Raw genomic sequence first — 25,324 nt, forward strand, 5'->3', positions numbered from 1 at the left:
CTTCCCTAACATGTTTCTAGTTTTTCCAGTTGCTGACGTGTTCCAAACATAATTAATAAATCATTTTCATATAACAATTCATTAGCACTAGGATTATTAATTAACTCGTTGTATCGCTGAATTGCAACAATCGTAACACCAAATCGGTTGCGTATATTGCTTTCACGAATGGACTTATTTACAAGCTGTGATGTTGCGGGTAGCTTGTACTCCTCAATCATAAACTCTGTATTATGACTAAGCATAATCGTATCCACATATTTTACACTAGCAGGCTTTAAAATAGATAATGCCATTTGTTTACCACCATTTGAAGATGGATTGATTACTTTATCGGCTCCTGCACGATAAAGCTTTTCTTCCGTTTCTGTCTTAATCGCCCTAGCAACGACTTGAATGTCTGGTGCCATTCCTTTAGCAGAAAGTGTGACATACACATTTTGGGCATCATCTGGGAGAGTCGTTACTAATCCTTTCGCTTTTTTCACGCCAGCCTTTAGTAGTATTTCATCATCTGTTGCATCACCGGTTAAAATATAAATTTTATCAGATAATCTATCAATTTGTTTTTCATCACTTTCTATGCAGACAACCGTTTCACGATGAGCAACAAGCTGTTGTAACACTTGTTCTCCTACCCGTCCTACTCCACAAACGATGTAGTGGTTCTCCAGTTTAGAAATTTCCTTAAGCATTCTTTTTCGCCTCGCTTCCAACGATAAACCTTGTTCAATAAACCAAGCTGTTAATACACCAAGTGCATACGTAACAACCCCAATCCCTATAGGAACCATCACGAGGGTAAATATTTTACCTGCTTCTGTTGTCGGGATAACATCCCCATACCCAACGGTCATCATCGTAATTGTAGTTAGCCATAGCGCATCAAACATCGATAAATGCTCGGTTAGTTGATAACCTATTGTGCCAATCATTAAGGTTCCAATCATAAATAAAAGTGAATACAATAAGTGCCGATACGTACGCATAGTCAACTATCCTTCTTTTTTTCTTTAAACTTCAAACAGTCTTGCCCTGATGACCTTCGCACTGTTACCGAAGGCAATGCAGCTGTTTTAAAACCATAAGCTTTACAGCCTCTCGGAAAGCTTGGATCCCATGTTACATAAAAGTACTCACATGATAAACAATTTATTTTTCTCATTGTGCTCGCAGCTCCCAATCGATCTCTTCGACTCCAAAAGTGCGTAGCTCGTTGTTAATTGAGGAAAATGGTCTACTGCCGAAAAAACCTCTATATGCTGATAGCGGACTAGGATGTGCCGCTTGTAAAATAGTATGATGATCATTCGTGATAAGCTTCTGTTTCGCTTGTGCAGGCTTCCCCCATAGTACAAATATGACAGGCTGTTTTCTATCATTGAGTAAGGAAATAACTTTATTCGTAAACGTCTCCCATCCTTTATTTTTATGAGAATGAGCTTGTCCTTCTCGAACAGTTAAGACAGTGTTTAACAAAAGTACCCCTTGCTCTGCCCAACTTTCCAAACAGCCGTGATCAGGCTCCGCATAACCAAGATCCATTTGAAGCTCTTTATATATATTTTTTAATGATGGCGGCTTTGGCACTCCTTGAGGAACAGAAAAACTAAGGCCATGAGCTTGTCCATTATTATGGTATGGATCTTGTCCTAGGATAACAACTTTCACATCCTTATATGGTGTTATATCAAGAGCACGATATATATTGTGTTTATCCGGATATATGTTGTATGAATGATATTCGCGGTTTATAAAATCTTGTAATTTTTTAAAGTACGACTTTTCCATTTCGGGTTGCAAAAGCGTTGCCCAATCATTTTGAAAAATTTTCATGCTTTACATCCACCCTTCTTGTTATAATTGTATCAAATGCTGCTAAGATAGGTGGAATAAAAAACATGCCAAATATATGGACACACATTTATTTTGGAGAGAAGGCTTTAGAGAAGATAGGTTGCTCGTTAGATAAGAAGCTTGATAATTATTTTCGCTTAGGTACACAAGGTCCGGATCCATTCTTTTATCATTCGTTCTGGCCATGGAAAAAATCGCGCGTTGCCGAGATTGGCTCAGCTATTCATCACGAGCAATGTGGCCCATTTCTTATGCATATAATAGAAGAAGGTCGTAAACTAGATGATGAAACAAGGGCTTATGTGTTAGGCTTCGTTACACATCACTTACTTGATCGCTATACTCATCCTTACATACATTACCGTGCAGGAGATGAAGGTTATAAGCATCAAGTACTAGAAACGCACCTTGATACACTAGTATTACAAAAGTTTCGGCAGATGCAGACATGGCGTACTCCTGCTTATGAACAAATTTTTGTAGGACAGACGTTGAACGCTTCAATCGTAAATTTATTAGAGAGTGCGACTAAACAAATATTTCCAACTCTTTATGCAGACATGCCTACGAGGTTTGTTGAGCAGTCCTATCGCGATATGATTCAAGCATCCAAGCTATTTTATGATCCAAGTGGAATGAAAAAGAAGCTACTTGGTGGCATTATTTCACCATTCTCTCACTCCGAGCGAACACCTGATGCTGATTTATTAAATGAAGCGAAAGCCGAATGGAAGCATCCAGCCGCACCAGAAGAATCATCAACTAAATCATTCTTAGAACTCATGGATGAAGCGTTTGAAAATGCTGAATACATTCTGCCTTACATTATCGAATACTGGCACACAGGGGACCAAGCGGCTTACGAGACGATTCGTGAGTCATTGGGCAATTACTCATACGATACAGGCAAAGACTGCGAGTTAGGTCTTAGAAATTATCAATACGATCCGATTGTTTAAACCACTTATTTTTTTAAGTGGTTTTTTTAGGAGTGTATAAACACCTATTTTTCTTTTTTCTGTGCGTTCATCTATTTCATTTGTCTATTTTTTGTCATAGATTACAGTGAGCTATATTTATTTCGAAAGGAGAGGAAATCACTATGTCACGTTGTGTTAACCCTATTGTTTGTCCAACGCAATATCGAGTGCGAGATACGTTTGTTCGTCGTCCCATTCCTGTGATCCACCCTATTGTAGATGTGAATCGCGTTAACGTCGTAAATGTACCACGTCACATTGTTCAACGTTATAATCAAACCGTTGTTGTTGATCCTGGTGTACCAAGAGGTCCTCGTTTCTTTTAAATGGAACACTTATGATAATTTTTTGATAAACACAGAATAATTCCCAATAGCTCACTACAATTCATTGATAAACGCCATGATTTTCTCAATACGTTTTTTTAAATTCTTCGTACTAGACGTCTTTTTCGATATGTATAGACATTTTACAGTTTAAATCTTAGGCTCAGTTATACTTTGTTGTTGATTTCCACTACATTGCGCTACTATCAACAATGTGTGTTAAAGATTAACATTCACCTTTAATAGAGCAATATCTTAAAAAGCCCCTCATAACGAAGGGGCTTTTGCTTTTTGTCACTGAAGCTCTTGTTGTCGCGTTTCTGTACCTAATAACGCGACAGCGGCTGCCCCAACCAAAATAGTGACACAGAAAATTGAAAATATCACACTAAACGATGTTTCTCCGGCTGCTAAATAACCAACTAGTAATGGACCGAGTATGCCACCAATACGTCCGACGGATGCCGCCGTACCGGAGCCTGTTGTGCGAAAGCTAGTAGGATATTGTTCTGGTGTATACGCATATAGTCCTCCCCATGCCCCTAAGTTAAAAAAGGATAGAAAAACACCAGATAGAAGAAGTGTCGGGACTGTATTTGAGAAGCCGAAAGCAATAGCACTGACAGCAGTACCTATTAAATATGTTACTAAAACAAATTTTCGACCTTTCCTTTCAATAAACCATGCTGCTGTAAAGTAGCCTGGGAGTTGTGCTAACGTCATAATCAATACATATTGAAAGCTACGGACCATATCAAAACCTTTTAAAAACAATACCGATGGTAGCCACAAAAACATACCATAATACGAAAAAACAACGGTAAACCATAAAATCCAGAGCATAATCGTTCTTTTTCGAAACTCTTTGTTTAGCATTGTTTTTACATTATCAACAAAGGATGCCTTCTTTTTATTTTTTTGAAAAAGAGGAGAATCTGGTAAACTTAATCGCAAATAAATCGCATAAAAAGCAGGAAGTGCTCCAAGCACTAAGGCAATGCGCCAGCCATAGCTAGGTATTACAAAGTATGAAATTAGAGCTGCGATTAGCCAGCCCGCAGCCCAGAAGCTTTCTAGCAATACGACAATCCGTCCCCGCTCCTTGGCTTCCACACTTTCAGCTACAAGTGCTGAGGCAACGGGTAGCTCTCCTCCAAGACCCATACCGATTAAAAATCTAAGCAATAAAAACACTGTTAGTGTGGATGTTAAAGCCGACAGACCACTCCCAATAGAGAATAACAGTAAGGTAATTATAAAAACATGCTTTCTACCGATTTTATCAGCCATAACACCAAATAGTAATGCTCCTACGGCCATACCAACCGAATTAATACTACCTATCCAGCCAACCTCTGTTTTTGATAATCCCCAATCTGTCGCAATGGCTGCCATTACGAACGATAATATGCCGACATCCATCGCATCAAACAACCATCCAACCCCTGCCATTGTTAATAGCTTCCTTTTAGATACTTCTGATTGAGCCATGTGCACATCCCTTTCAAAATAGAGCCAGTACTTATAAATTTTCATAAAACACAAATGCTAAGGTATATCCCGTTTTTAATATGCATTCACAGCTTTATTAATATACCACGCAACAAAGGGAAAGGATTGTTGATTAATATGGCTAGACGCAGACGTCCACTTGTCCGCGAAGCACGACCCGCACTGGATGAGTTAAAACAACAAGTTATGAGAGAAAGAGGGTATACCGTTAATAAACCTGAAGAGGTGAAATATGAAGTCGCTAAGGATATGGGTGTACCTATGCAAAAAGGCTACAATGGTCGCCTTACATCAAAGGAAGCAGGGAAGGTTGGTGGGCCCATTGGAGGTCAAATGGTAAAGGAGCTTATACGGATGGCACAGCAGTCTATGAACAAGCCCCCTGAATAAATCAGTTAGAAGCTATATCGATTAAATTGAATGTTTTGTGAACTTGCCATATCATTTGTATGAATGGACATACTATTCATACAAACGTTTAAGGAGTGATTGTATGGAGGTTCGTGTAGAAAGAATTAACCCTAATCAAACTCTTGTCGCCTATTGGGATGGACGCTATGAAGTATTGACGGATGAAGAACTTGATGACTTGATGATGAATATTCAACCACAAGATACAGCCGATGACCAAATGATGTTTCCGATTAACTAGCACCTTCTAACTAGGAGGTGCTTTTTCTTTTTGTTATTATATAGTAAGTGAGGTGAAGGAAATAGCATGTCATTACATCAGATTATAAAAGCCCAAAGGGATTTTTTTTATACACATCAAACAAAAGATGTTTCATTTCGACTTAAGCAACTAGAAACTTTGAAAAAGATTATCATCGAGAATGAGAGCGACATTGTATCGTGCTTAAAGAAAGATTTAAATAAATCTGAGCATGAAGCGTATTTAACTGAGATAGCTTCTCTTTTATCTGAATTAAATTATACAATTAAGCATTTAAAAAAATGGGTGAAACCTCGTAAGGTACGCACACCGGTCACGCACTTTGGAGGTAAGAGCCGTATCATACCCGAGCCCTATGGTGTTGTTCTTATCATTGCACCATGGAATTATCCATTTCATCTTGCTGTTGCCCCTATCATCGGTGCGATTGCAGCTGGAAATTGTGTCGTGTTAAAGCCATCTGAATTCACGCCTTCTACATCGAGACTTCTTGCTCGACTATTACAAAAGGAATTTGATGAAGAATACATTACTGTTATTGAAGGAGACGCCACAACGAGTCAGCAGCTTTTACAGGAAAAATTTGATTATATTTTTTTCACAGGAAGCACTCATGTAGGAAAAATAATCATGGAAGCAGCCGCGAAGCATCTCACACCTGTGACTCTTGAACTCGGTGGAAAAAGTCCATGTATTGTGGCAAAGGACACCGATGTAGAGCTTGCTGCAAAGCGCATCGTTTGGGGCAAATTTGTAAACGCAGGACAAACGTGCGTCGCACCTGATTACGTATTGGTACACCGTGATGTTGCCCCTGATCTTGTTGAAAAATTCAAGCACTATATCGACAAGCTATACGGACCAGAGCCGATGGATAACGATGAATATACTCATATTGTCAATGAAAAGCATTTCGATAGACTAACCGCCTTGCTAAACGATGGAAAAGTCGCCTATGGTGGTCGCCATAATCGAGAGAAATTAGTTATTGAACCAACTATTTTAACAAACATTTCTTGGTCCGATTCAATCATGCAGGATGAAATATTTGGGCCTTTACTACCTGTCATTGTATTTGATTCTCTTGATGAGGTAATAAACAAGGTGCAAGCTCGACCAAAGCCGTTAGCACTCTACATTTTTTCTGAAGATAGCACCTTGCAAAATCGCATTCTTCATGAGCTCTCCTTTGGAGGTGGCTGTATAAATGATACGATATATCATCTTGCTACTCCCCACTTACCATTTGGTGGTGTAGGCGAAAGCGGTACAGGCGCATACCACGGAAAAGGAAGCTTTGATATATTTTCTCATGAAAAAAGTATTTTTTCGCAAACAACACGCTTTGACATCCCGTTTCGTTACCCGACAGGTAAGGATAGCTTAAAATGGATTAAAAAAGGGTTAAAATAACATTGGTTAGCAATAACACATAAAGCACAGAATCAGATTGGAAATGTCTGAACTGAGGCTAGACAACAATTTAAGATTTAGAATTTGTACTTTTTCATACATTAAATAAGAGCTTGGCTACAAGCTCTTATTCTTTTTGCTTTAGTAGGCTATCAATCGTGGTAGGTAATTGCTCTATTACATCTGTCGGTAGTATACTCATCGTTGCAAATTTTTCGGCTATAAGCTGCTCACTCGCTAAGCCATGTATGTACACAGCATTGCTAATTGCTGTTTGTATCTCCATCCCCTGTAAAATAAACGCTAAAATCATCCCAGTTAAAACGTCACCGGCTCCCCCCTTAGCAAGACCCGGATTTCCCGTAGTATTAACAAACTGTTTACCATCAGGTGTAGTAACGATTGTATAAGGTCCTTTTAAAACAACGTGTACATGTAAGGTTGTAGCGAGTTCCCGACTTACTTCAAAGCGATTCATCTCCACTTCATTGACAGATAGCTCCATTAATCGGCCCATCTCTGCCGCATGCGGTGTTAAAATAGTTGGGCTTGTGCGCTGTTTTACTACATCTAAAAAGTCACAAATATGATACAATCCATCGGCATCAATAACTAGTGGCACATCAAGTAACAAGGCTTGTTCAACAACAGACTTAGCGGCATCACTCCGACCAAGACCAGGTCCAATCGCTAGTCCATTAAAGCGAACATCCCGGAAATCAGGACCTGACTCACCATATGGCATATACATCGCCTCTGGTACTTGACCTGCTAGCATCGTGTGTATATTTTTTGGCATTGCCATCGTCAAAAGTCCGATCCCGCTTCGAAGTGCAGCTTTTGCACTCATAATAGGTGCTCCTATCATAGTAGGGGAGCCTCCTACTATGATTCCTTTTCCATACGTACCTTTATGCGTGTTCATGTGTCGAATTGGTAGTGACTGAGTTACGTCACTCTGCTCCCATACATATCTCTTATCATTCACACTCTCGCTAGATTTCGGTGGTATACCGATATCAACAACATATATGCCGCCATAATAGTGACGGGCAGGAAACAAAAAACAGCTATGCTTATAGTGTTGAATAACGATAGTCGCATTTGCTTTTAATGCGAGCGTAACGTCCGCTTTATCAGCACAGACGCCGCTTGGTATATCTATAGAGACTACTAATGGGCGTTGTAGTTGATTAATATGAGAGATAATAGAAGCATAGGGCTCTCGAAGTAATCCTTTTGTTCCAATACCAAGCATAGCATCTATAATGACTTCATAGTTCGACAAAGATTGCTTTCTATATGCACTGATTTCATAGCCACTTTGTTCATACACATGTAGAGCATGTGCTGCTGCCTTTGATAACTTGTCCTTATTCCCAATAAGCATTACGTCGACTTCATATCCATGACTTTTTAAAATCCGTCCAATTACCACACCATCTCCACCGTTGTTCCCTGTCCCTATAAGAATTAACACTTTTTGATGATAGCTGAGTAGCTCCCTCATAAGCAGTCTTGCACAAGCCTGTCCTGCATTTTCCATTAGCATCGCTTCACTTATACCTATCTTTTCAACAGTATATTGGTCGATGCTATACATATGAGATGCTTTAACAATTCTCTTCATTATGTCACCTGCCTATTTTTTCGTCGTAATCCCACATTTTTTTTAATAAAACGCTTTGATTCGTCAATGTTCTCGAATTTTTGTAACTTTTTGGTTATATTGTTATTTATTAGTTCATAATAATGTACTAAAATAAAATTATGAAACTAGTATAGAGGGGTAAAAGATGATACTTGAAAAAATATTCCTACAGTTATTAATGGTTCTTTTCCCGTTGTTAGTTCACCAAATCATTATAAGACGTAAGCTTTTAAAAAAATGGTTACGTCAAACAACCTTTGTATTATTTTATCTCATCGCTACCTTTTTAACTATGAGTTATGGAATAGAGTTAACCGCTGGATACTTTATTGATCTTCGGTTTGTTCCTGTTATTTTAGCGTTTATTTTTGGCTCGTTTCATAAAGGTATTAATGTCGCAGTTGGTATGGTTTTATTGCGAGCACTCTTTGGCGGTGAGGATGCTCTTTTAACATTACTAGTAACCCCGTTTTTAATGATAGCTTTATATTGGATTTTATATAAGCGACGCCTTGTACTAAAAAGAGATTCCAGCCTATATCCTGTCGGCTTAGTACTTTATACGTTTTCCATTCAAATAATACTGGATATAATCATCATTTCACCTGTTTTTACCCCGGAGTGGATATTACATTACAGCATATCTTTATTTATTAATATCGTTACAATATGGCTTATCATTCAAATTTATGATTCAATCACTGAAAATGAGAAATTATCATTTGAAGTACAACGGACTGAACGTCTAAATACGATGGCTCAGCTAGCTGCAAGCGTAGCTCATGAAATCCGCAATCCTATGACAACAGTCAAAGGCTTCATGCAACTATTACTTGCTAAGCAAGATATTCCAACTGAGGACAAACAATTTATTAAAATTTCCTTAGATGAACTACAACGTGCAAACGATATTTTAAACGATTATTTATCGCTAGCGCGACAGCCATTATCAGAAAATATGGAGCATATTGATTTAAACAAGGAAATAGACCATGTACTAAATTCCATGTATGCTTTCGCTAGTCTCCATGACATATCGATAAATGTTGAAAAGACAGCCTCACCTCTAATCGTTCAAGCTCAATCTGAAAAAATACGGCAAATTCTATTAAATATTATTAAAAACGCCATCGAGGCAGTTCCTACTAAGAAAGGTGTGGTGAAAATTAGCTTATTTTCATCACAACAAAACGCTATTATTCAAATTGAAGACAACGGCATAGGTATCAGCAAGACAGATCTCTCTAAGTTAGGGCAGCCCTTCTTTTCAACGAAGCAGGATGGTACAGGACTTGGCTTGATGGTTTGCTACAATATTATTAAATTATTTGGTGGGAAAATTGACGTGCAAAGTAAATTAGGTGTTGGTACAACATTTATTATTCAACTACCTTTAGTGAAGTAATGACTATAATAAAAAGACACCTAACGCGGTTTGAACGTTCATGGTGTCTTTTTACTCTTTATGAAATGTTTTGTTCTAATCTCCATAATTTTGCTCGTTCTTCTATCTCAGTAAACTGCTTTATTAATTCTTCGGCTGGGAGAGGATAACTAAAATAGTATCCTTGGACTTCATCACATAAACTACGTTGTAAATATTTTGCTTCGTCTTCCGTTTCTACTCCTTCTGCCGTTACTATCAAGTTCAAATTATATGCTAAATGTATAATCGTCGACACAATTGCAGCGTTATTTTGATTGCTTGTTATATTTTGAATGAAGGAACGATCAATTTTTAACCTATCAATTGGCAGATGACGTAAATAATTTAGCGAGCTGTAGCCACTACCAAAGTCATCCATACTTATTTTCACCCCAAGCTCCTTTAAACTCGCTAATGTCTCAAGAGTTCGTTCTATATCCATCGTCATTGTCTCTGTAATTTCTAGTTCAATCAGTTCAGGTGCTACACCTGTTGATTGTAAGACTTCTTGGACAGATTTCACTAAATTGGTCTGCATAAATTGCTTGGGCGATAGATTAACAGAAACAGGAATAACAGGCGCACTTATTTGTTCCCAATGAATTAATTGCTCTGCTACCTTCCTTAAGATGAATTCTCCGATTTGACCTATGAAGCCCGTCTCTTCAGCAATTTGAATAAAATCACCTGGCATGATTAGCCCTTTTTTCGGATGATACCAGCGTATTAAAGCTTCAAGTCCTGCTATCGATCCATTTAAAATATTTATTTTCGGCTGATAATACACTCGAAACTCATCATTTTCAATTGCTTTACGTAAATCTTGCTCCACTATATACGGTGAGAGCAAAGTATCGTCCTTAAGCGGTGCATATAAAGAGAAATTGTTTTTGCCTAACTCCTTTACCCGATACATAGCACGATCCGCTTTTTTTATTAAAGTCTTCGCATCTCTGCCATCCTGTGGATATAAGGAAATCCCAACACTAGCAGACACGTGGATATCATAGCCATCGACACATATCGGTTTTGCTAGCTTCTCCAATAGCTCCATAGCAACATGCTTTACTTCTTCTTCATGTGCAATATCCTTTAGGAGGACAGTAAATTCGTCACCACCTAGTCTAGCTACACACGCGCTAGAATCTAATGTGTTCCGAATCAGTTGACCAACTTCAATAAGAAGCGCATCTCCGAAATCATGACCTAACGTATCATTGATTAACTTGAAGCGGTCCATATCTATGAATATAACTGCTAGCATTTTATTAACTTGCTTCAGCTCTGCTTTTTCTATTGCTGTATTTAGCTTGTTCTTAAAAAAGCGATAATTAGGAAGTCCAGTCACATAATCATGATAAGCTGCTTGATGAAGCGATTCATACATTAATACTCTATCAATTGACATGGCGATTTGATTAGCCAGAATAGATAGCTTACTAATATGACTGTCATTATAAAAATCTGTTTCGGAGCTACCAATATTGATGGTCCCAATAACTCCTTTATTCGCAACAAGCGGGAAAACAGCGGTAGACTTAATGCCTTTTTTAACAACTGTTTGTTCTTCTCCATTAAGAAACTCTTTATGTTCATGAATGTTATTATGAATAGCTGGTTCCATTGTCTCAAGGACCTGTTTAACAAGTGAATCTTCTATATGTATATCCTTTGTAATAATTTCTTTTGTATCATTAAAGCTATATAGCTTTAACATTGATTTATCCGAGTTGTCACGAAGTACAATAGATAAATATTCTGGCTTGCTATATGCATAAACCTCAATTAAAATGTCGCGAACAACCTCTTGACGAGTTGTATCTTTTCTAATCACAGTTTTAGATATATTGCTTAATATTTCAAGTGTAGTAACTTTTTCAGATAAGTTTTTAGTAGCCATTTCTACTTCATACTCTAATATTTGTTGATAACTCTTTACCGTTTCAGCCATTTTATTAAAAGATATAGAAAGTTCTTGCGTTTCTAGCAGTCCATCCTCTGGAACAACGATATCTAGTTCACCTTTACTTACTAAATTAGTAGCTTGTGTTAAACGCTTAATTGGCTTAAGCATCCAACGGCTTATTAACCAGGACAGTATGATTGATAGGAAAGAGACTAGTAAAGCAACAGCAATAGAATGTAGTAGCAACTGCTGTTGTTCCTTTTTCAATGTATCCTTGCGAAGACCCACTTCTGCTACCCCAAGTTCTTGCGCCGCATATTCAATCTTCGCGCTTTCAATTAATAATGTATCTTCAACATCTTCGGGATATCCTTTTTCATCAATGATTGTTCCGTATCTGTCGCGGACGACTATATATTGAATATCAGGATTTTTGACGAGAGACTGTGTAATAGGATGAATATGAGAATACTCCCCACGAAGCATAGACACACCCACCAGTGAACTAAGCGTATTCGATACCGTAACTCCTTGGTTTTGTATAGTCTCTTTAATTCGTTCATTTTCTAGTAACATATTGATACTACTCAAGCTAATAATTGTTATAATTATAAGGACATTTATTGCTAACCAAATACGAAAGCCTAGGCTGTTAATCCACCTCAATTGTGCGTCCTCCTTGCGACATTTTTCTGCTTCGGCATATATGTAATGATATGAATGTATGTAAGTTAAACCTTGAGGATAAGCTGAGGAATCTAGATGTTAGTGTATAAGAATTTTTTTCATAAAAATTACCTATATCATCCTTATTATACAAAAACATCGACAGTATTTGTGTTTTTTTTGAAATTGTGACGATATTTGTCGATTTTTCACAAAAGTAAGCGAATCAAGCCATTCCGTAGAGGAGCAAACATGAAGATTTTTTTACTAAACACGTTTTTTCGATGCATTTTTCCTCCAAAGCTAAATGTGTTTTTGAAACGGATTCGTGCAATTCCCGATGTCAACGTGTGTTACAGCACTAACGGAAAAAGAAGGCCGCCCTTTACACTTTGGACAGCCTCCTTCTTATTCAATACATGTGTGATTCATATACTCCCCACTTACACGTGGAAAAGATATGGTTACAGTTGTACCTTGCATTTGTTGACTTTTAATATGTATAACTCCTTGCATTGCTTCAACAATTCGGAATACGACCATCATGCCTAAGCCTGTACCTTTTATACCTTTTGTGGAGTAGTACGGCTCACCTAGTCTGGCTAACTCTTTAGCAGACATTCCTTTCCCCGTATCCTTTATTGTTATGGTTACCTGTTTTGTGTCACAAGTAGAAGAAATACTTAAATCTCCCCCATGCTCCATTGCTTCACACGCATTTTTACATACATTTATTAAGCATTGACGCAGACGTTGACTATTTCCAAGGATATAGCCTTCTTCTTGGCAAGTTAAGTCTATTTTTATATTATTTGTTAGTGCATAAGCTTCTATCATTTGTGACAATGCATTAAGCTCATCTCGTACTATGAGTACATTATTATCCTCTATCGTTGGCTTGGCAAATGTTAAATAATCGGTTATGATGGTCTCGGCCCGTTCTAGTTCATGAAGCGCTGTTTTAATATATAGCTTTTGTTTATCTGGAGAGACGCCTCCTTGGTGCAATAACTGTAAAAAACCCTTTCCTACTGTTAATGGGTTACGTACTTCATGAGAGATTGAAGCAGCAAGCTGACTAACAACCTCGAGCTTTTCACTTTTTATAATCTCCCGCCTTAAGTACGAATAATCACGCAATATTTCGATAAAATGAGTCATAGTAAGCATACCAGAGACGTTAAGAACTATAAGCAACCCTGTTAGAAGTAACACATGTTCCATTGGTTGCATCACTTGCATAATGATAATAGTAACGATTGCTGACATAAAGCCTAGCATACTACTTAATAGTAATTTACCTTTTACATTCGCAGAGGCAAATCTCTTAAACAGTATTAATATAGCTACTAGATGGATAACCGTTATGCCAATTGAGACTATCGAGCCAATACCACCGAATAATGCTCTATAAGCAATACTAACAGCTGCTAACACAACGGCACCCATTCCACCAGCATATAAACCACCAAGCATTAAAGGAGTGGCACGCAAATCAAGAATATACCCACTGCCTAAATTAATAGGAAACGATATACAAAGAATGATTGCGATTGAACACATTAATATCCACAAACGAAACGTGTATACTCTTGACCTTAATTTTCTGTGTTTCCATGCAGGAACAAAAACTAAGCAAAACGTAATAAAGAAAATGTCTAATAACAGTTCCTTTATGAACACTTCATCCACTCACCTTCCGCTTGTCACATTTTTTTCACAAACTCCATATAATTATTCGATGGTAGATTACTATATCCTGCTTTTTCCACCAATTCCCTTTTTATTATAATTGCATATCAATTTCTTCTTACATATTGAGTCATTCTTTTAACTCGTCATGTTAGATGTAAGATTTTTACCAACAAAAAACACACGCCCCTATAAGAACGTGTGCTTATGATACAGATTTTTCACATAGATCGGCAGCTTTCTCTCTGCAGAAGCTTTGTTGGTAAGACAACCTTTTTTGGTATTTCACGGTTTGTACGTATTTGCTCAAGTACTAAATCTACAGCTGTTTCGCCCATGAATTCGGTATACACCTTCACTGTTGTTAAAGGAGGATTCAAAAATCTAGCTGTAGCGATATCGTTAAAACCAATTATTGATATATCGTTCGGTACAGCTAGCCCCGCTTCATGCACAGCACGTAACGCTCCAATTGCCATCGAATCACTTCCTACAACAAAGGCAGTAGGTACTTCCTGCTGCGCTAATGCCTTTTTCATAAGTCTGTATCCATCCTCTGTTGTAAATGTGCCGGTATACACAAGAGATTTATCGAATAAATCACGAAATTGTAAGTACTCGTAAAATGTCACTTCTCGTTCATCTTTAATTAGTTCATTGTCACCGATATATTCATGGCCGCCAATGTAACTTATTCTTTTATGTCCTAGCTCCAACAAATATTGAAGCACTTCAATCATAGATTTTCTAAAATCAATCACAACAGAATCATATTTATGTTCATCAGGTGCATAATCTACAAAGACAATATTCTCCGACATTTGAGCCAACAATTCACATTCACTTGTGGAGAATTTACCAATCGCAATAATACCATCTAACCCTTTTAAATACTCCGTACGGTTTATATTGTCTTGATTAAATAACTTCACTAACTCCACATGTTGCTCTTCACATTGACGTTCGACGCCAATACGAATCGCTAAGTAATATGGATCATTAACTTCCTGACGCTCTGTATACCAATTCACAAGCCCAAAACGAAGGCGTTCCTTTTGGTTTGCAGCATTTCTTTCTCGAAGTGTCTTATAGTTAAGTCTTTGCGCTACTTCAATAATTCTCTTTCGTGTCTCATCAGTAACCGATAACGATTCGTCATAGTTTAATACGCGTGACACAGTAGTTATTGAAACTCCTGCTTGTTCTGCAATATCCTTAATAGTTGCCATAAAAACTTCCCCCCTCTGCTAGCTAGACTTCAATATATATAAATATTTTCATTAATAGCTCATACCATAGGATACATTAAAATTGTATCTAAACTTGACAACGGTTTCAATATAATAGTTTAGTAAAATTTTATTATCGCTTTTTTGCCAAACTAAATACATATTTGATACTATGATAGTACATTATGTAATTCGAGGTGAATCGTATGATATATCGTCGTAATGAACCCTATCGTTACGTATTTGACAATCCTATTTATACCGCCTACCATATTACTAAAATTAACGACCAAACTGTTCAGTCATCAAAAGGTGAAGGCTATATTATAGACATAAGCTCTGGTGGGGTTAAACTAGAAACGGCACTCGATATTCCCTTGCATAAAACAATAGAGATATTCTTTACTTTTACAGTCGGTAGTAAGGAACTTGTCGCAAAGGCTGTCTTTCTATGGAAAAAAAAGCATGTTAACGTGTTCCGATACGGACTTCGAATTACTACTGAAGCATGGGACATTAATGTAAAAGATATCGTAAAAGAATATAAAATGACACAAAAAGCGGACTCATTATCGTAAACTACCCTCTGTCAATTGCCAGAGGATCATTCAGATAAAGTCCGCTTTTTCATTTACATATTTACAGTTACGTTCGATTCCTGTGGGTCTTCCTTTGGTTTACTTAAGAAGTAACCGCCTACTGCAATTAATACAAGTACGACGTAGAATGTTACCTTCCACGTAGTCGAGTGAGAAAACCCGTATGGTAATAACGATACTGCTGGGTGTGACAAAGTTGTTACAGAGAGTTTCACCCCAACCCATCCAACAATAATAAATGCTGCTATTTCTAGTCCAGGACGCGAGTGTAGCAGTTTAACAAATAGGTTTGCTGCGAAACGCATAATAATGAGTCCAATTAGTCCGCCCATAAAAACAACTAAAAATTGACCGCCATCCATACCCCCAATTTGTGGTAGGTTCGTTTTCGGTAATGCAAGAGCGAGCGCAACGGCAGCTAGGATAGAATCAACAGCAAAGGCAATATCAGCAACCTCTACTTTTAGTACTGTCATCCAAAAGCCAGAGCCCTTTTTCTCAGTTTCTTCTTCACTGTCATCTTCCTCTTGCTTTTTAATAATAAGCTTTCGAAAAATATGATTTCCAGCGATAAACAATAAATAAAGTGCCCCAATAGCCTGCACTTGCCATACATCAACAAGAAATGAAATAACAAACAGTGACGCAAAGCGAAATACAAAAGCACCTGCTAAACCATAAAACAATGCTTTTTTGCGCTTATCCTCTGGCAAATGCTTTACCATAATTGCCAACACTAATGCATTGTCAGCTGCAAGTAAGCCTTCTAATACAATTAGTACGAGTAAAACCCAACTATACTCAAATAATAATGCCCATTCCAATTAACATCTCTCCTTTTATGAACAGATGACCTTTACTTTATGTAGAAAAGGCCAACAAAAAAGACCTTTACCTTTGGACGGTAAAGGTCTTGCTAACAACGATGGCGTTGCCAATAAAGCCGGAGCGTTTCGCTCGAAATGACGACTTTTATTGTACAGCTACTCCCCTTTGACGGTGACTCTTTAAATTTATTATAATCTACAATTTTACACTCTGTTATTTATTATAGTTTACAATTTTATACTAGTCAACGGAATATCCTAATGTGCTAATTACTTATTCGCTCTTGTCCCGCTTTAGTGACAGCGACTTTACGAGTCATTTTTTTAATATGCTCAACTTTCCTTAAACGAAGTGCAGACCAATCCTCGTCAATAGCTATTTGACGAACGGGTTCGTAGTCACGTTCAGCTAATAAAGCTCCAACAGTCTCTCGACTACAATTAGACCCTTTAAATGTCTTCGAGGATTTTTTCGGATAACAAAGCCAAAGTAGCCCTTCCTCGACAAGCAATGGCTCAAGCTCAAGTGCTGCTATCTGCAAAGATTCATTACTCGTCGCAAATACTTGAATAAAAGGATAGCTTGAATCTTCGGGTACTGCATGTATTTCAATGCTAGTGTCATCCGCTCTGAGTAGATCAATATAGTGGGTTGGCGCATTGTGAATTAGCAATGGTGATACGCTCTCTTTAATTTGCAGTTTTTTAAGCATGAGAGACCTTTCCTCCTTTTTATCGATACGTTACTCCTAAAACTGTAGCTATTAAAATAATAACAATAATACTAACAAATAAAATTGAATATTTTCGAGATATATTTGCTTTTTGCAGCTCGGCATATTTTACAGGCCTTATCCCTGTTAGGGAAAATACCACAATAGCTGAAAGTAAAATGGATGTTATGTTGACTGACACTAACAAAAACGCTCCAAGAGCTGCTTCCCACATAAAATGACCAATTGTCATGCCAAGAACGACACTTGGGGGAAGAAGTGCAACAGCGACCATAACGCCCACTAGTGTACTTGGAAATCTTTTTAAAATAGATAGTGCTCCCGCAGTTCCAGATGATAAAGCTAGTACTATATCTAATATATCAACCTTTGTGCGAGAGATAAATTCTTGACTATGTATCGGAATCTCAACGATTACACTCATAGCAATAGAGATAATGAGTGCAATAGCAATGCCTGTTGAAAACGTCACATATGAGTGCTTAGCGAGTTTAAAGTCACCTAGAATAGAAGCAAATGCTAAAGAAATGATTGGTCCGAGCAAAGGAGCAATAACCATGCCTCCAATCACAATAGCAGCGCTATTTTTCACCAAGCCTATCGCTATTACAATCGTTGATAGCATAACAAATAATATGTACGTAATATTCATTTTACTCATAGCTTCTATACTTACATACAATTCATGGCGACTAGCACGTTGTACGCGAAGTGCATCATCCTGCTTCTTTTTTTGTTGTGGCTGATGACGCTGCTCAACGCCTCTCGTTATATACGTGCCAACGGGTAAAAGAATTACTTCAAGTCCATCAATGACGTTAGCAACACTTTCTAAATAGTTTAAGATTTCTTCTGTATGTTCTGTTTGAACGAGCATGCGAATTTGCATTTTTTCTTCAGAGTGCTCCCGGACCCAGTGCGTCTTGATTTCAAAGGATGCTAGCTTTGTATCAAGACGCTCAAAATGTTTTTTAGGAACATACGCTTCAATTAATTGAAGTGCCATTTAAAAACACCGCCATATAACAAGGTTGTTATCATTATAACCAAATGGAACAAGCACAACAAAAATAGTTACCTTACTTACATAGTGCGGATTCGGTAGAATGCAGTGTGCCGCAATCAACCTACAAGTTCTCTAGCTAATTTGATAACGATTCTTTGGGCGCCCTACTTTGCCATAGTCAGCAATTATTTCAACATCTCCCGTTTCCACAAGATAATTCACATAGCGATGAATCGTTTGGTATGCTAACGGTAATTGCTTTTCAATATCTGTAATAGATAGAGGCTCCTTACTTGCTTCAAGGCAATGCTTAATCATGCCTAATGTACTGGCACTAATTCCTTTGTCTGTAAATGCATCCTTTTGCATACTCGCAAATCGCAAATGCAGTCGAATGCGAGAAATTAAGTCAGGCGCTTTAATAGGCTTAAGTGAAAAGTCTGTTGCCCCTACAGACAAGCAGTTATCTGCGGTTCGCTGATTCTCGTCAATGGTTAACATAATAATGGGCACAGTACTACTAATCTTTCTAATTTCACGAACAGTGCGTACTCCATCCCAATTAGGCATGTGGTAATCTACAATCACAATATCAGGCTTTGCATTTTTAAAAATGCTAACACCTTCCTTGCCATCCTTCGCCTGTATAGCGTCCCACCCAGCAAATGAACAAATCTCGACCATTGTAAAACGAATATCTTCATTGTCATCAATGATTAGTATTGTCGTCATATTGCACCTCTTCCTCCATAATAGGAATTGCTAATGTCACCGACGTGTACATATATGGTGTGCTCTCTATTCGGACATACCCTTGATGACCTTCCATTACTTTTTTCACAAATGATAGTCCTAAACCGGTTGACTGATATGTACTAAAGCCTTTATCCCATATGATATCTAAGATATCACTAGGTATACCTGGACCATTATCCACTATTGAAATTTCTATGTACTGTCCACGTTTTGTAGCGGAAACTCTTATAATCCCTTTTCTCTCATTAATAGAGGTAATTGCATTTTCCACTACATTCATAATGGCACGAGCGACGCGTATTTTATTAACCAAAATGTCTGGAAGCCCTTCTTTAATATCCGTAATTAGTTCAATCGGTTTATTATCTAAAATAATTTGACTCGTTACATAACGTATGAGATCCGATACACTTATGCACCTACGGACTTCGTCATACAAAATGTCTGATATCATAGCCTTCATTGTTTCAATAGAGTGTTCCATTCTATGAATATATGACGAAAGCTTTTCATTATTATCTATTTTCATAGCAAAAAGGGATAATAACCCTTCTAGAGACACGAGAGGTGTTTTTAAATCATGAACTAAATGGTGGATTTCTTGATATACACGAGACTCTACTACTGCCAGACGAGCTTCCTTTAAGTCACGCTCTTGCTCTTGTAATTGTCTCACCGTTTCTATTTGTCGACTGTTTACAATTAGAAAAATCATTTGAAACAAGGCTATGACAAAGAAAAGGATTGAGAACACAATGGAGACAGTCGTTAATAATTTATTTCCTGTTAAAAAGGCGTCTGCTGTTTTTAAGCTAATGGCAAGATCATCACTTCCTAGACCGAATGGTGACAACATCGGTAGTATATTTAACCATTGCATAGAAAACGACAAACTCAAAATGAGTAGCGACAGTGACGAAAAGATATTTAATTGGCTTGGTATATTTATGTTAAATATAAAAAATAAAACAATCATGAAAAGATGAAGCATAATTGAATAGTTGTTTACATAAAACATACGCAATAAGAACACAGCACACAGAACAGTGGTTAGAAATATCGTTTGATACTTTATCGTTTTAACATTCGCAGAGAAGTATATTGAAAAATAATGGGCCCCAATATAAAGAAGATACATGATGATTGCTTCCACAACTATATAGGAAAATGCCGATAGTAATAGTGTACCACTATCATCAAATTGAATACTTTTTTGAACAGACGATAACACATTCTGACTCAGAGTTGATGTGAAAGTTGGTACTAAGAGCGCCATTATTATACTGCTTCCACCAAAAATCGTTTGAATTCTTTTAGATATCATCGAACTTCATCCTTTAGAATGCATTTATCTAAACACAGAATTTAATGGTGTTTTAATATGCTCAATTTTTTCAACAAATGTTATGGGAAAATTGTATCTTTGTGCTAAACGTCTATATCGTTGCAAGCGATCAGAGCTACGTAAGCCGATAAAGTAATCGGTATGAGGGGCTATCAAATCTATTAAATAATTGGTACTAGATTCTGTACGATTAAACCCACTCATATGTACAACAATTACCGGCATTTTTTTAACGGCAATTTCCTGTAAAAGCAAGCGGATTCGTTGCTCCTCCTCCATCCAAGTTCGGTCCGTAAACAGCAACCCTGTTGGGCTGTAGCCAACAACAAATAAAACCGTATTGTACTCATAAACATCCGTCGCTAGCACACGTGGACGATAATCTGCTTCAATGTGTAGCTCTTTTGTCATACTCTCCAAAATATAGCCGTCAATCGCCTGACCAGCAGATGTAATTAAAATCTTTCCGTTACCAAGTGGGGCTGGTAAATGAGGCCAAGCATTAGCCTCTTTTTTGGGAATCTGCGTATGCTGGAATGTAGCCATTACTACAATAAGAAAAAGCAAGCAAATACTTAAGGCATATTTTTTCATCATGAACCCTCGCTATTCTAAACTTTTAAATTAGGTAGGGGATTTTCATATTTGGAGTATATTAATTATTTTTAGAAAACAAAAAATAGTAAGACTATAAGTCCTACTATTATAGCATACAAATAATTAGTAATAATTTACAAAATATCTACTGTTTACTTTGTTTAGGATCAAGGGCATCTCTTAAACCGTCACCTAGCAAGTTAAAGCCTAATACCGTAAATAGTATAGCTAGACCTGGAAAAGCTACAACCCATGGTGCTGTTTGTAAAGCCGCTCGCCCATCACTAAGCATCGCGCCCCATTCCGGTGCAGGAGGTTGAGCACCTAAACCTAAAAAGCTTAAACCAGCTGCATCTAAAATGGCTGTACCGATACTTAAAGTTGTTTGAACGATAATAGGCGCCATACAATTAGGTAGCACATGGCGAAATAAAATCCGACCATGCTTCGCTCCGACGGCACGAGCAGCCTCAATATACTCTGTTTCTTTTACGGACAAAACCGACGATCTTACAATTCTAGCGAAATGTGGTACACCAACAATTCCGACTGCAATCATCGTATTGGTTAAGCCTGGTCCAAGAACAGCAACCATCGCGATAGCTAATAGTATACTCGGAAATGCCATTAATATATCAATAAACCTCATAATAACCATGTCAATCCATTTACCAAAATACCCGGATACGGCACCAAGGAAAATCCCAACGATCATTGAGATACCTACAGCTATGACACCAATTTGAATGGAGATCCTTGTTCCATATATAATTCTACTAAAAATATCACGTCCAAGCTCATCCGTACCTAATAGATGATCTGTACTGGGAGCCTGATACCTAGCAAACAAGTCCTGTTCAATAGGATCATGTGATGCTATTACAGGAGCGAGTAAAGCTGTAATTATTAAAAGCATAATGATTATAAAACCTAATAAGGAAGACTTACTTTGTACAACACGTTTTGTAGTTTCCAATAAACGTCTAGGTTTTTTGTGTTGCAAATCAACCATTGGGCTAGTCTCCTGAAGCTGTGGTGTTACCATCTCACATCCACATCCTTTCACTTCTGTAATATGTATTGAAGGAAAACCCGCTATTGATGCGATTATCCGTCGTCGTTTGTCGATTATCCGCCGTCGCAGCAAATCACAGGATTATCAGTGAACTACACGTTTTTTAATCATAGCGAATTCGTGGGTCAAAATATTTATATAACACATCCGTTAATAAATTTATTAAAACGAACACAATAGCAATCAATAAAATGGTTGTTTGCACAACAGGATAATCTCTTCCTAAAACAGCCTGATATACGTATCGTCCAACACCCGGCCATGAAAATATAGTTTCGGTTAACACAGCGCCTCCTAGTAAGAAACCAAATTGCATACCTATGACTGTTAAAACTGGTAGAAAAGCATTCTTTAATGCATGTTGGAAAATTACTAAATATTTTGCTAACCCTTTTGCCGTTGCGGTCCGAATATAATCTTGTTTCATTACTTCAAGCATACTTGACCTTGTCATTCTAGCAATAATCGCCATGGGAATGGTACCTAGTGCAAGCCCTGGCATAAGTAGGTGTAAGAAACTATCCTTAAGTGCAGGCCAATTCCCTGTTAAAATACTATCTAGCATATATAGGTTTGTAATAGTTTGTAGCTCTATATCGTTAGATAACCTACCTGAAGGAGGCAACCATTGAAGCTTAACGGAAAACAGCCAAATCATCATAAGTCCAAGCCAGAATATTGGCAACGAAACCCCTATTAAAGCTCCTGTCATACTCAGGTTGTCAAACCAAGAATATTGCTTCACTGCTGATATGATTCCTGCTAACACACCTACTATGACCGCAATAGTCATCGCAAATAAGCTTAATTCGAGGGTAGCTGGAAAGCGAGTTTGCATTTCTACAACAATTGATTCTTTGGATTTAATTGATTCTCCTAAGTCTCCACTTAGGATATCCCCTAAATAATAGCCGAACTGAACGTATAACGGATCATTTAAATGTAGCTCTTCTCGTAATTGTTCAACTTGAGCTGCTGTAGCCTTTTCTCCTAACATACTTTTTGCTGGATCACCTGGAATGAGATGAATGAGTGCAAACGCCAGGATAGCTACTCCTATTAAAACTGGAATTAACATTAATAATCTGCGGATTATATATTGGAGCATCTTATTCCCCCCAATCGGTAGGTACGAGTAATATAATAAAAGTGCAAACGCCTTGCTCAGCCCTGACCAGCTTAAGGCGTACCCCGCAGGAAGGGCTTTCCCTCCAGTGGGGACGGCTTAAGACCTCGAGGGGTTAGGCGCTAAAAGCTAGACACTAATCTAGGTTAAGAAACTTTATACTTTCTTTAACGTATAGGATAACCCTCCCAGAATAGGAAGGGCCTTTATCAAACTGCGGTTATATACTCATTACTGCTTATCTACGTTTGTAAATGGTTCACTACCCGTTGGATGCGGTACGTAGCCAGACACATTTTTATTTACAGCAAGCGGTGGTGTTGTGTGTGCAATTGGGAACCAAGGTGCATCCTCATGAATTAACTCTTGCGCTCTCATGTAATAATCTGTACGTTTTTGTTGATCCATTTCTGTTTGTGCTTTTTTCAATAAATCATGTACTTCATCACTCTTATAGAAAGCGATGTTACCAGCAGAACCTACTTTAGCATTATCTTTATCTAGTAATACATATAAGAAGTTATCTGGATCTCCGTTGTCACCTGTCCAGCCAAGGAACGCCATGTCATGCTCTCCATTTTCTGTAACAGCTAAATGTGTGTCCCAATCATTTTCAACAATCTCAACCGTGACATTAATATCCTTAAGCATTTGCTGCATCGCTTGTGCAATTAGCTTCGGCTGTGGTAAGTATGGACGCGGGTTTGCCATTGAATACAATGTGATAGTGAAGCCATCTCCATAGCCTGCTTCTGCAAGTAAACGCTTCGCTTCTTCTACATCGTAGCCATAATCTTCAATGTCATCGTTATAGCCCCAAAGTGAAGGTGGCATAGGGTTTTTCGCCGCTTTCCCCATTCCTTCAAATAGTGTTAGTAGCTTTTCTTTATCAATCCCTAGGTTAATAGCTTGACGAACCTCTTTACTAGACATTGGACCTTCTTTATCAGTATTCATCGCCATGTACGCCACGTTCATAGACGGACGACGAAGGATTTGTAATGCATTATCTGATTCTACTTGCCCGATGTCCTGTGGATTTAATCCATTCATAATATCGATACTACCCGCTTGCAACTCCATAAAGCGTGCTCCGTTATCAGGAATAACACGGAAGATTACTTCATCAACCTTCGCTGCACCACCGAAGTAATCCGGGTTCTTTTCTAATACAATTTTGTCATCCTTTTGCCACTCTTTAAATACGAATGGACCAGTTCCTACAGGATTTTTAAAATAATCTTCTCCATATTTTTCAACAGCATCCTTGCTAGAAATAGCGAATGGCGGCATCGCTAAAGTGTATAAAAACGGCGCATTTGGTTCTGATAAAGTGAACTTTACTTCGTAATCAGATACTGCTTCTACCTTTTCAATAATTCCCCCCATATCATTTTCACTAGCACCAAACATATAGCCATAGTAGATAAACTCCGCTGATGTTGTCCAACGCTCAAAGTTAAATACGACATCCTCAGCTGTAAAATCTGTACCATCGTGGAATTGTACGTCTTCACGAAGCTTGAATGTCCACTCCGTTCCATCTTCACTCGCGCTCCATTCTGTGGCAAGCGCTGGTACAACCTCTGTATTTTCCTCTTTGTAACGAACTAATGTGTCAAACACTTGATTCGTTACATAAATTGATTCTCCATCTGTTACTTTAGATGGATCTAGCTGAACAGAGTCAGCACCACGACCAAATACTAAGGTTTTCTTTCCACTATCCGCTTGTGCTGGGTCATCTGACGCTGGCTCTGCTGTTTCTGTTGTTGTCGTATCGTCAGCCGGCTTATCATCTGACGCTGTTTCATCGTTGTTACTACATGCTCCTAATAATGAAAATACAAATAAAACACTTAACAATACCATTACAAACTTGTTATGTCTCATGTACCTTCCCCCTGTTTATTTTTTATGAGATTTGG

At 37.9% G+C, this 25,324-nt stretch carries 23 protein-coding genes; 7 read left to right on the forward strand and 16 right to left on the reverse strand.

Features of this window, described 5'->3' with window-relative positions:
• Nucleotides 1-5: 5 nt before the first annotated feature.
• Nucleotides 6-989, reverse strand: coding sequence for a potassium channel family protein (locus EJF36_RS20160; RefSeq protein WP_125908018.1), 984 nt, complete (start codon nucleotides 987-989; stop codon nucleotides 6-8).
• Nucleotides 990-1,161: 172 nt separating this feature from the next.
• Nucleotides 1,162-1,836, reverse strand: a complete 675-nt coding sequence (locus EJF36_RS20170; protein ID WP_125908020.1) for a uracil-DNA glycosylase — start codon at nucleotides 1,834-1,836, stop codon at nucleotides 1,162-1,164.
• Nucleotides 1,837-1,901: 65 nt separating this feature from the next.
• Between EJF36_RS20170 and EJF36_RS20175 the strand changes: the two genes are divergently transcribed.
• Nucleotides 1,902-2,816 carry a zinc dependent phospholipase C family protein gene (locus tag EJF36_RS20175; RefSeq protein ID WP_125908021.1) on the forward strand — a complete coding sequence of 305 codons (915 nt, stop codon included), beginning with the start codon at nucleotides 1,902-1,904 and terminating at the stop codon, nucleotides 2,814-2,816.
• Nucleotides 2,817-2,959: 143 nt separating this feature from the next.
• Complete coding sequence (locus tag EJF36_RS20180; RefSeq protein WP_125908022.1) at nucleotides 2,960-3,163, forward strand: hypothetical protein; 204 nt, start codon at nucleotides 2,960-2,962, stop codon at nucleotides 3,161-3,163.
• Nucleotides 3,164-3,457: 294 nt separating this feature from the next.
• Here EJF36_RS20180 and EJF36_RS20185 read toward each other — a convergent pair whose 3' ends face one another.
• Nucleotides 3,458-4,654 carry an MFS transporter gene (locus EJF36_RS20185; RefSeq protein ID WP_125908023.1) on the reverse strand — a complete coding sequence of 399 codons (1,197 nt, stop codon included), beginning with the start codon at nucleotides 4,652-4,654 and terminating at the stop codon, nucleotides 3,458-3,460.
• A gap of 138 nt (nucleotides 4,655-4,792) precedes the next feature.
• Between EJF36_RS20185 and EJF36_RS20190 the strand changes: the two genes are divergently transcribed.
• From EJF36_RS20190 to EJF36_RS20195, 3 genes are all read left to right on the forward strand, one after another.
• Nucleotides 4,793-5,065, forward strand: a complete 273-nt coding sequence (locus EJF36_RS20190; protein WP_125908024.1) for an alpha/beta-type small acid-soluble spore protein — start codon at nucleotides 4,793-4,795, stop codon at nucleotides 5,063-5,065.
• A 103-nt stretch (nucleotides 5,066-5,168) separates the two neighbouring features.
• The gene (locus EJF36_RS21680) at nucleotides 5,169-5,327 is read left to right on the forward strand and encodes a hypothetical protein (RefSeq protein WP_185806986.1); all 159 of its coding nucleotides are present in this window, start codon (nucleotides 5,169-5,171) and stop codon (nucleotides 5,325-5,327) included.
• A gap of 66 nt (nucleotides 5,328-5,393) precedes the next feature.
• Nucleotides 5,394-6,761 carry an aldehyde dehydrogenase gene (locus tag EJF36_RS20195; protein ID WP_125908025.1) on the forward strand — a complete coding sequence of 456 codons (1,368 nt, stop codon included), beginning with the start codon at nucleotides 5,394-5,396 and terminating at the stop codon, nucleotides 6,759-6,761.
• A 127-nt stretch (nucleotides 6,762-6,888) separates the two neighbouring features.
• On the opposite strand, the gene EJF36_RS20200 is transcribed toward EJF36_RS20195, so the two are convergent.
• The gene (locus tag EJF36_RS20200) at nucleotides 6,889-8,391 is read right to left on the reverse strand and encodes an NAD(P)H-hydrate dehydratase (RefSeq protein ID WP_125908026.1); all 1,503 of its coding nucleotides are present in this window, start codon (nucleotides 8,389-8,391) and stop codon (nucleotides 6,889-6,891) included.
• A 166-nt stretch (nucleotides 8,392-8,557) separates the two neighbouring features.
• Between EJF36_RS20200 and EJF36_RS20205 the strand changes: the two genes are divergently transcribed.
• Entirely contained in the window at nucleotides 8,558-9,817 is a 1,260-nt protein-coding gene (locus EJF36_RS20205; RefSeq protein ID WP_125908027.1) for an ATP-binding protein, read from the forward strand.
• Nucleotides 9,818-9,875: 58 nt separating this feature from the next.
• Here the strand turns inward: EJF36_RS20205 and EJF36_RS20210 are convergent, their stop codons facing one another.
• From EJF36_RS20210 to EJF36_RS20220, 3 genes are all read right to left on the reverse strand, one after another.
• Nucleotides 9,876-12,410, reverse strand: coding sequence for an EAL domain-containing protein (locus EJF36_RS20210; RefSeq protein WP_125908028.1), 2,535 nt, complete (start codon nucleotides 12,408-12,410; stop codon nucleotides 9,876-9,878).
• Nucleotides 12,411-12,818: 408 nt separating this feature from the next.
• Nucleotides 12,819-14,102, reverse strand: a complete 1,284-nt coding sequence (locus EJF36_RS20215; RefSeq protein ID WP_395940605.1) for an ATP-binding protein — start codon at nucleotides 14,100-14,102, stop codon at nucleotides 12,819-12,821.
• Nucleotides 14,103-14,323: 221 nt separating this feature from the next.
• Nucleotides 14,324-15,331 carry a LacI family DNA-binding transcriptional regulator gene (locus EJF36_RS20220; RefSeq protein WP_125908030.1) on the reverse strand — a complete coding sequence of 336 codons (1,008 nt, stop codon included), beginning with the start codon at nucleotides 15,329-15,331 and terminating at the stop codon, nucleotides 14,324-14,326.
• Nucleotides 15,332-15,537: 206 nt separating this feature from the next.
• Here EJF36_RS20220 and EJF36_RS20225 point away from each other — a divergent pair, with 206 nt between their 5' ends.
• Nucleotides 15,538-15,909: a PilZ domain-containing protein gene (locus tag EJF36_RS20225; RefSeq protein WP_125908031.1), complete on the forward strand. Its 372-nt coding sequence runs from the start codon at nucleotides 15,538-15,540 to the stop codon at nucleotides 15,907-15,909.
• A gap of 53 nt (nucleotides 15,910-15,962) precedes the next feature.
• Here EJF36_RS20225 and EJF36_RS20230 read toward each other — a convergent pair whose 3' ends face one another.
• From EJF36_RS20230 to EJF36_RS20270, 9 genes are all read right to left on the reverse strand, one after another.
• A complete protein-coding gene (locus EJF36_RS20230) occupies nucleotides 15,963-16,754 on the reverse strand; it encodes a TerC family protein (RefSeq protein WP_125908032.1) in 792 nt (263 codons plus the stop codon).
• A 269-nt stretch (nucleotides 16,755-17,023) separates the two neighbouring features.
• The gene (locus EJF36_RS20235) at nucleotides 17,024-17,470 is read right to left on the reverse strand and encodes a DUF3052 domain-containing protein (RefSeq protein WP_125908033.1); all 447 of its coding nucleotides are present in this window, start codon (nucleotides 17,468-17,470) and stop codon (nucleotides 17,024-17,026) included.
• 19 nt (nucleotides 17,471-17,489) lie between these two features.
• Nucleotides 17,490-18,497, reverse strand: a complete 1,008-nt coding sequence (locus EJF36_RS20240; RefSeq protein ID WP_125908034.1) for a TIGR00341 family protein — start codon at nucleotides 18,495-18,497, stop codon at nucleotides 17,490-17,492.
• A 132-nt stretch (nucleotides 18,498-18,629) separates the two neighbouring features.
• Nucleotides 18,630-19,229, reverse strand: a complete 600-nt coding sequence (locus EJF36_RS20245) for a response regulator (protein WP_125908035.1) — start codon at nucleotides 19,227-19,229, stop codon at nucleotides 18,630-18,632.
• Complete coding sequence (locus EJF36_RS20250) at nucleotides 19,207-20,577, reverse strand: sensor histidine kinase (RefSeq protein ID WP_125908036.1); 1,371 nt, start codon at nucleotides 20,575-20,577, stop codon at nucleotides 19,207-19,209. The genes EJF36_RS20245 and EJF36_RS20250 overlap by 23 nt, the downstream gene beginning before the upstream one ends.
• A gap of 24 nt (nucleotides 20,578-20,601) precedes the next feature.
• Nucleotides 20,602-21,195 (reverse strand): DUF6305 family protein, encoded by a 594-nt coding sequence (locus EJF36_RS20255; protein WP_125908037.1) that lies wholly within the window; start codon nucleotides 21,193-21,195, stop codon nucleotides 20,602-20,604.
• 145 nt (nucleotides 21,196-21,340) lie between these two features.
• On the reverse strand, nucleotides 21,341-22,207 hold the full coding sequence (nikC, locus tag EJF36_RS20260) for a nickel transporter permease (RefSeq protein ID WP_260471956.1): 867 nt from the start codon (nucleotides 22,205-22,207) through the stop codon (nucleotides 21,341-21,343).
• A gap of 166 nt (nucleotides 22,208-22,373) precedes the next feature.
• Entirely contained in the window at nucleotides 22,374-23,378 is a 1,005-nt protein-coding gene (locus tag EJF36_RS20265) for an ABC transporter permease (protein ID WP_125908039.1), read from the reverse strand.
• 249 nt (nucleotides 23,379-23,627) lie between these two features.
• The gene (locus EJF36_RS20270) at nucleotides 23,628-25,289 is read right to left on the reverse strand and encodes an ABC transporter substrate-binding protein (protein WP_125908040.1); all 1,662 of its coding nucleotides are present in this window, start codon (nucleotides 25,287-25,289) and stop codon (nucleotides 23,628-23,630) included.
• Nucleotides 25,290-25,324 lie beyond the last annotated feature (35 nt).

The sequence above is a fragment of the Bacillus sp. HMF5848 genome (assembly GCF_003944835.1).
Lineage (GTDB): Bacteria > Bacillota > Bacilli > Bacillales > HMF5848 > HMF5848.

What these genes read in the sequence shown, in the direction of transcription:
- EJF36_RS20160 (WP_125908018.1), bottom strand. Translation starts at nt 989, where the DNA reads ATGCGTACGTATCGGCACTTATTGTATTCACTTTTATTTATGATTGGA.
- EJF36_RS20170 (WP_125908020.1), bottom strand. Translation starts at nt 1,836, where the DNA reads ATGAAAATTTTTCAAAATGATTGGGCAACGCTTTTGCAACCCGAAATG.
- EJF36_RS20175 (WP_125908021.1), top strand. Translation starts at nt 1,902, where the DNA reads ATGCCAAATATATGGACACACATTTATTTTGGAGAGAAGGCTTTAGAG.
- EJF36_RS20180 (WP_125908022.1), top strand. Translation starts at nt 2,960, where the DNA reads ATGTCACGTTGTGTTAACCCTATTGTTTGTCCAACGCAATATCGAGTG.
- EJF36_RS20185 (WP_125908023.1), bottom strand. Translation starts at nt 4,654, where the DNA reads ATGGCTCAATCAGAAGTATCTAAAAGGAAGCTATTAACAATGGCAGGG.
- EJF36_RS20190 (WP_125908024.1), top strand. Translation starts at nt 4,793, where the DNA reads ATGGCTAGACGCAGACGTCCACTTGTCCGCGAAGCACGACCCGCACTG.
- EJF36_RS21680 (WP_185806986.1), top strand. Translation starts at nt 5,169, where the DNA reads ATGGAGGTTCGTGTAGAAAGAATTAACCCTAATCAAACTCTTGTCGCC.
- EJF36_RS20195 (WP_125908025.1), top strand. Translation starts at nt 5,394, where the DNA reads ATGTCATTACATCAGATTATAAAAGCCCAAAGGGATTTTTTTTATACA.
- EJF36_RS20200 (WP_125908026.1), bottom strand. Translation starts at nt 8,391, where the DNA reads ATGAAGAGAATTGTTAAAGCATCTCATATGTATAGCATCGACCAATAT.
- EJF36_RS20205 (WP_125908027.1), top strand. Translation starts at nt 8,558, where the DNA reads ATGATACTTGAAAAAATATTCCTACAGTTATTAATGGTTCTTTTCCCG.
- EJF36_RS20220 (WP_125908030.1), bottom strand. Translation starts at nt 15,331, where the DNA reads ATGGCAACTATTAAGGATATTGCAGAACAAGCAGGAGTTTCAATAACT.
- EJF36_RS20225 (WP_125908031.1), top strand. Translation starts at nt 15,538, where the DNA reads ATGATATATCGTCGTAATGAACCCTATCGTTACGTATTTGACAATCCT.
- EJF36_RS20235 (WP_125908033.1), bottom strand. Translation starts at nt 17,470, where the DNA reads ATGCTTAAAAAACTGCAAATTAAAGAGAGCGTATCACCATTGCTAATT.
- EJF36_RS20240 (WP_125908034.1), bottom strand. Translation starts at nt 18,497, where the DNA reads ATGGCACTTCAATTAATTGAAGCGTATGTTCCTAAAAAACATTTTGAG.
- EJF36_RS20245 (WP_125908035.1), bottom strand. Translation starts at nt 19,229, where the DNA reads ATGACGACAATACTAATCATTGATGACAATGAAGATATTCGTTTTACA.
- EJF36_RS20250 (WP_125908036.1), bottom strand. Translation starts at nt 20,577, where the DNA reads ATGATATCTAAAAGAATTCAAACGATTTTTGGTGGAAGCAGTATAATA.
- EJF36_RS20255 (WP_125908037.1), bottom strand. Translation starts at nt 21,195, where the DNA reads ATGATGAAAAAATATGCCTTAAGTATTTGCTTGCTTTTTCTTATTGTA.
- nikC (WP_260471956.1), bottom strand. Translation starts at nt 22,207, where the DNA reads ATGGTTGATTTGCAACACAAAAAACCTAGACGTTTATTGGAAACTACA.
- EJF36_RS20265 (WP_125908039.1), bottom strand. Translation starts at nt 23,378, where the DNA reads ATGCTCCAATATATAATCCGCAGATTATTAATGTTAATTCCAGTTTTA.
- EJF36_RS20270 (WP_125908040.1), bottom strand. Translation starts at nt 25,289, where the DNA reads ATGAGACATAACAAGTTTGTAATGGTATTGTTAAGTGTTTTATTTGTA.